The organism is Microbulbifer sp., from assembly GCF_036563125.1.
In the GTDB taxonomy this organism is placed as follows: Bacteria; Pseudomonadota; Gammaproteobacteria; order Pseudomonadales; family Cellvibrionaceae; genus Microbulbifer.
Genome location: NZ_DATCMV010000193.1, coordinates 25,473 through 31,472, shown reverse-complemented (window position 1 = coordinate 31,472; position 6,000 = coordinate 25,473). Strand labels below are relative to the sequence as shown.

Sequence of the window (6,000 nt, the reverse complement as noted above, 5' to 3'; positions counted from 1 at the left end):
TGGGCTCTTGTTGTCAAAGGCTTGTGTACACCCCTTCGCACCACATAAAGAACCAATAAAATTATTTAAATTCAATAAGTTAGTAAAGACTTATCAAAACAGCTCACAGCTAAACAAGCCTCACGCCTTTGTTTACGGGCTCTCACATGGGTTTGTTTTCAGTATCGCAGTCTTTATAAATCAAATACTTGCGCCGCTCAATTCCGTGCACACAAGCCATAGGCTTCTGAACACGACGGGAGTATCCACTGAGGGGGGGCGAATATTGAATAAGAGGGGATGATCGAAGTTGATTTGGGGAAGAGGATCAGAGGAAGGTCTACACCGCAGCTTGGCGGCCCAACCTGTCTATAGTGCAGTGGTAATCGTCGGAGGGGAGCACCATGATTTTCGTATGGAGCTCCCCCCTCTTGATCGCAGCAGGGTTCATCGTTGAGTGCAACGATGAACCCTGTAGCGTACTTTGCGGAGGGGAAATTCAGCTGACTTTTTCGCCGTGTGCCTGCTTGTCGGCGTGGTAGGAAGAGCGCACCATCGGGCCGCAGGCGGCATGCTTGAAGCCGATTTGCTCGGCGTAGCGGCGATACTCTTCGAACTCGTCCGGGTGCACGTAGCGCTGTACCGGCAGGTGCTCCTTGCTCGGCTGCAGGTACTGGCCAATGGTCAGCATATCGATATCGTGGGCGCGCATGTCGTCCATCACTTCGAAGATTTCCTCGCGGGTCTCACCGAGCCCTACCATCAAGCCGGATTTGGTGAGCACGTCCGGGCGACGCTTTTTGTATTCCTGCAGCAACTTCAGCGACCACTTGTAGTTGGCGCCGGGGCGGGACTCACGGTACAGGCGCGGCACGGTTTCCAGGTTGTGGTTGAACACGTCCGGGGCCTCGGCCTCGAGGATATCCAGTGCCACTTCCATACGGCCGCGGAAGTCCGGGGTGAGAATTTCCACCTGCAGGTTGGGCGAGAGCTCGCGGGAGCGTTTGATACAGTCGGCAAAGTGCTGGGCACCGCCGTCGCGCAAGTCGTCACGATCCACAGAGGTGATGACCACATAGCGCAGGCTCATGGCGGCAATGGCTTCCGCCAGGTGCTGGGGCTCGTTCGGATCCAGTGGGTTCGGCTTGCCATGGCCCACGTCGCAGAAGGGGCAGCGGCGGGTGCAGATCTCGCCCATGATCATGAAGGTGGCGGTACCGCCACTGAAGCACTCACCCAGGTTGGGGCAGCTGGCCTCTTCACACACGGTGGCGAGTTTCTGTGAGCGCAGGATGCTCTTGATGCGGTCTACTTCCTGGGACGCCTTGACCGACGGCACCTTGACGCGAATCCAGTCCGGCTTGCGCAGCAACTGGTCGCTGGCGATCACTTTCACTGGGATACGTTCAACCTTGTCGCCATCGCGCAGTTTTTCCCCCTGCTGCAGGCGGCGGGTGCGCTTTACCGGGCTGATTTCCGGTGCCACAGTTTCCACCGCAGCAGAGGTGGCGATGATTTCCGGATTGTCGGCATCAAAACGTTCAGACATTGCTTGTTCCTGATGGTGCAGCGGAGGCTGTTCCGGGCACCGCAAAAAGGTTCTCGTCTACCGGCTGCCACTGGGCCTCCGGCAATTGCAGCCTGCGCGCCAGCGCGGCGACAAATTTCTCTGCCACGCCCAACCACTCCGGGGTGGGCTGGACCAGTTCGGCCATCTGCACCATCTGCATGCCCGCGTAACCGCAGGGATTGATACGCAGGAACGGCGCCAGGTCCATGTTGATATTGATTGCAATTCCGTGGAAGGAGCAGCCGCGGCGCACGCGCAGGCCGATGGAGGCGATCTTGCTGCCCGCACGCAGTCCCTCGGTGAGATACACACCGGGGGCATCGGCGCGCGGCGCGGCAACGATGCCGTATTGCGCGAGCATATCCACGGTGGCGTCTTCCAGTGCACTGACCAGGTCGCGCACGCCGATCTTGCCGCGGCGCAGGTCCAGTAGCGGGTAAACCACCAGCTGGCCCGGACCGTGGTACGTGACCTGGCCGCCGCGATCTACCTGCACCACCGGGATGTCACCGGTGTTGAGCAGGTGCTCGGCCTTGCCGGCCTGGCCCTGAGTGAATACGGGGGGGTGTTCAACGCACCAGATCTGATCCCCGGCCTCGTTGCCGCGGGTATCGGTGTAGTGGGCCATGGCGCGCCATACGGTTTCGTATTCGCGCCGCCCCAGATTGCAGATGGCCGGTTGAGGTACTGGCATCACAGCACCATATGCACGCCCGGGTGGGCCTTGAGCTCTTCGAACAGTGCCTTCAGCTGCGCTTCGCCGGTGGCGACGATGAAGAAGGTCATGGAAGTGAAGCGCCCGTTGCGGCTTGGCGTGTGCTTCAGCCTGGCTTCATCCAGGTCCGGCACATGACGGCGCATGACTTCGAGCACGAACTCATGCACATGGCCTTCGCTGTCGCGCACGACTTTGACCATGTAGTCTTCGCAGGGAAATTCGATTTTCGGGGGCTGCTGTTCTGAATCCTGGGTCATACCACACTCACAGGGCCGCAGGTCGGAAGTGGAGACGCGGGGCGAACCCAGCGAGGGGATTGCGGCCGGGCGCAGATTATACAGTGCCGACAGGGGGCTGGACAGGGAAGAAAGATTGCAGCAGAAACGGCTTTGAACAGAACCCGGCGGCAGATGCCGCCGGGTTAGCGCGTGTAATTTCAGTATCTGTTACTGAAAGAAGCCCATTACAAAGCGCTTGATGGAATCCCACAGGCGCTTGAAGAAGCCGCCCTCTTCCACATCTTCCGCCACCACCGCGGGTACGTCGGCAACGGTCTGCCCGTCCAGGGTCACGATTACTTTACCCACCTGCTGACCTTTGGCTAGGGGCGCTTTCAGTTCGCCATCGACGATCAGGTCGGCCTTGATGCTCTCCTCACCGCCGCGGGGGATGGTGACAAAAACGTCGTTCTGCACCGCTACGCCCACGGTGTCGGCCTTGCCACCCCATACGCGCTCGGTCTGCAGTACGTCGTTGGCACCGTACACCTTGTGGGTCTGGAAGTAGCGGAAGCCGTAGGCCAGCAGTTTCTGGGTCTCGGCCGCGCGCTTCTCATCGCTGTCGGTGCCGACGACCACTGAAATCAGGCGCATACCGCGTTTGACCGCAGAGGCCACCAGACAGAAACCAGCCTCTTCGGTGTGGCCGGTCTTGATACCGTCGACCGCCGGGTCGCGCCACAACAGGCGATTGCGGTTGGGCTGGTTGATGCCGTTGAAGCGGAAATACTTCTCGGAATAGAGCGCGTAGTGCGACGGGTGGTCGTTGATCAACGCGCGCGCCAGGGTACCCAGGTCGCGGGCGGTGGTCATGTGACCCTCGGCCGGCCAGCCGGTGGCGTTCACGAAGTGGGTGGAGGTCATGCCCAGACGCTCGGCCTGCTGGTTCATCACCTCGGCAAATACCTCTTCGCTCCCGGAAACGTGCTCCGCCAGCGCGATACTGGCGTCGTTACCGGACTGGATGATGACACCGCGCAGCAGGTCGATCACCGGCACCTTGTCGTTTACCTTGACGAACATCTTGGAGCCGCCCATGCGCCAGGCCTTCTCGGAGATGTTCACCGGGTCCTGTTCCTTGATGGCGCCTTTGTCCAGCTCTTCCGACACGATATAGCTGGTCATCATTTTGGTGAGGCTGGCCGGGGGGATCTGCTTGTCGGCGTCGTGCTCTACCAGGACCTGGCCGGTGTGGGCATCGATCAGAATGTAGGCCGTCGCCGCTAACTGTGGCGGAGCCGGAATCAGCGGTTTATCGGCCTGGGCCACACTACTGGTGCTGACAATCAGGAGCAGGCAGGCAAATAAGCGTTTGAACATGGGTATCTCTTTATCCTTGCGTTCAATGAGTGTCAAAATTCCGGCGTCCGCCGGAATAAGCGTTGCGGGTGGAACGGTTAATCCACCACGACCTGGGGTTGTCCGAATTGTTTCTGCTCTACGGACTCCCGCAATGCTGCCAGTACCCGCTGCTGGGCGATGGGCCCGATACGCACCCGGTAGAGCACTTTTTCGCCGCTCTTAACCGGGCTGACGGATACAGGATAGCCGAATGCAGCGGCCAGCTGGCCGCGCATCTCTTCCGCCTGGCTTGCGGAGCTGTATGCGCCGATCTGCAGGTACGTGTTCTCTGGCAGTTTGAAGCTGGCGTCCTGGGGTAACCCCTTGCGCGCAGCGGCGTCTTTTTCCAACACCAGTGTCTGGGTGGCACTCGGCAGGCTGTCCGGGTCCAGCGCTTCCACTTCCACCCGCGCGGTACCATTGTCCAGGTAACCGAGCTTTTGTGCGGCGGTGTAGCTGAGGTCGATGATCCGGCCCGGGACAAAAGGCCCGCGGTCGTTGACCCGCACAATGACACTGCGGCCATTGTCCAGGTTCGTCACCTTGGCGTAACTGGGCAGCGGCAGTGTTTTGTGTGCGGCAGACAGGGCGTACATATTGTAGACCTCGCCATTAGCGGTTTTACGCCCGTGAAATTTGGTGCCGTACCAGGAGGCGCGACCGCGCTCGCGGTAGCCCTTCACTTTGTTAAGCACGCTGTAGCGAACGCCATCTACCACGTATGGGGACTTGTTGCCCGCTACACCGATAGGCTCGCGCACCGGCGTCACCTCGGGTGTGGCCAGCATATCCACCGGAATATCCGGATAGCCGTCACGCATCTGGTCAAACGGGATGTCGCCCTTGTCCGCGGGCTTATCCGCGGTTTTCATCGGCACGGTGCTGCAGGCGGTGAGTAATGTCAGCAAAAAAGCAGCGCTAACCCGGGCTGTACCCAGGGCAATTGTTTTTTTCATGGCTTCCCCCCGGTGCAGGTCCAACAGCGCCCACAACCGCGATTGTCTTACTCGTTATTCGAGTTTTTAGTTTTAGCCGGTGCCGGACACTGTATTGGTCCCCGGCGCGTTTTAATGCATTAGATTGTGAAGACTGTCCCCGGAATCAGGAGCGTCCGCCGCGCGCCTTGATGATTTCCTGGCCCAGTTCGTACACCGCCATCGCATACAGGCGGCTGTGGTTGTACCGGGTAATGGTGTAGAAATTATTCAGCCCAATCCAGTACTGTTCCCCATCCCGCGTATCCAGTGAAAACACATTGGCGGGCATTTCCTTGGTTACCTTGGCGGTGGTGGGGAAACCCTTGGCTTCCAGTTCGCCCACGGTCCATTTCGGCTCCAGGTCGTCATTGACGATGGTCATGTCCGCATTCGGCGCCGGCTGGGTGATCACGGTCACCGGTTCGCCGGCTTTCCAGCCGTGCTCGACAAAATAATTCGCCACGCTGCCGATGGCGTCTTCGGTATCGGTCCAAATATCCACACGGCCGTCGCCGTTAAAGTCCACCGCGTAGTGACGATAACTGGAGGGCATAAACTGCCCGAAGCCCATGGCGCCGGCGTAGGAGCCCTTTAGCGAGGTGGGGTCGATTTTTTCATCCCGGGTCAGCAGCAGGTAGTTCTCCAGCTCCTTGGTGAAAAACTTGGAGCGCCGGGGGTAGTCGAAGGCCAGGGTGGAAAGCGCATCCAGCACCCGGTAGCTGCCCATATTGCCGCCGTAGCGGGTTTCCACACCGATGATGGCGACAATCAGTTCCGGCGGTACGCCGTATTTTTCTTCGGCCTTTTTGAGCGCTTCCGAATTCTTGTCCCAGAAATCCACGCCGCCGTGAATACGCGCGCTGGTGATGAAAATCTCGCGATATTCCTTCCAGGGTTTGGCCTTTTCCGCGGGGCGTTTGATCGCGTTGAGAATGGAGTCCTTGCGCTTGGCCTCCTGCATTAGGGCCTGGAGTTCCTCGCGGTTGAAGTTATGTTCGGCCACCATGTAATCAATAAAGGCCTGGGCCTGGGCGTTTTCACCATGCCCCTGCTCCTGCGCGCAAGCACCGAGCACTAGCCCGAGGCCCGCCAATAATCCGGTGGTCCATTTCAAAACAACCGCTCCTGTTCTCATAA

6 protein-coding genes are annotated in these 6,000 nt (G+C 59.3%); all 6 read right to left on the bottom strand.

What is annotated here, in order from left to right:
- Positions 1 to 478: 478 nt before the first annotated feature.
- A complete protein-coding gene (gene lipA, locus VIL80_RS16595) occupies positions 479 to 1,528 on the bottom strand; it encodes a lipoyl synthase (protein WP_332037205.1) in 1,050 nt (349 codons plus the stop codon).
- Positions 1,521 to 2,243 (bottom strand): lipoyl(octanoyl) transferase LipB, encoded by a 723-nt coding sequence (gene lipB, locus VIL80_RS16590; protein WP_332037204.1) that lies wholly within the window; start codon positions 2,241 to 2,243, stop codon positions 1,521 to 1,523. The genes lipA and lipB overlap by 8 nt, the downstream gene beginning before the upstream one ends.
- Complete coding sequence (locus VIL80_RS16585) at positions 2,243 to 2,524, bottom strand: HP0495 family protein (protein WP_332037203.1); 282 nt, start codon at positions 2,522 to 2,524, stop codon at positions 2,243 to 2,245. Before VIL80_RS16585 ends, lipB begins: the two co-directional genes overlap by 1 nt.
- Positions 2,525 to 2,713: 189 nt before the next feature.
- Positions 2,714 to 3,865, bottom strand: a complete 1,152-nt coding sequence (locus VIL80_RS16580; protein WP_332037202.1) for a D-alanyl-D-alanine carboxypeptidase family protein — start codon at positions 3,863 to 3,865, stop codon at positions 2,714 to 2,716.
- 77 nt (positions 3,866 to 3,942) lie between these two features.
- Complete coding sequence (locus tag VIL80_RS16575; protein WP_332037201.1) at positions 3,943 to 4,842, bottom strand: septal ring lytic transglycosylase RlpA family protein; 900 nt, start codon at positions 4,840 to 4,842, stop codon at positions 3,943 to 3,945.
- 145 nt (positions 4,843 to 4,987) lie between these two features.
- Complete coding sequence (mltB, locus tag VIL80_RS16570) at positions 4,988 to 5,977, bottom strand: lytic murein transglycosylase B (RefSeq protein WP_332037200.1); 990 nt, start codon at positions 5,975 to 5,977, stop codon at positions 4,988 to 4,990.
- Positions 5,978 to 6,000: the final 23 nt, after the last annotated feature.

Bases quoted from the DNA above. Each gene is read 5' to 3' on its own strand.
- lipA (WP_332037205.1), bottom strand. From the start codon at position 1,528: ATGTCTGAACGTTTTGATGCCGACAATCCGGAAATCATCGCCACCTCT.
- lipB (WP_332037204.1), bottom strand. From the start codon at position 2,243: ATGCCAGTACCTCAACCGGCCATCTGCAATCTGGGGCGGCGCGAATAC.
- VIL80_RS16585 (WP_332037203.1), bottom strand. From the start codon at position 2,524: ATGACCCAGGATTCAGAACAGCAGCCCCCGAAAATCGAATTTCCCTGC.
- VIL80_RS16580 (WP_332037202.1), bottom strand. From the start codon at position 3,865: ATGTTCAAACGCTTATTTGCCTGCCTGCTCCTGATTGTCAGCACCAGT.
- VIL80_RS16575 (WP_332037201.1), bottom strand. From the start codon at position 4,842: ATGAAAAAAACAATTGCCCTGGGTACAGCCCGGGTTAGCGCTGCTTTT.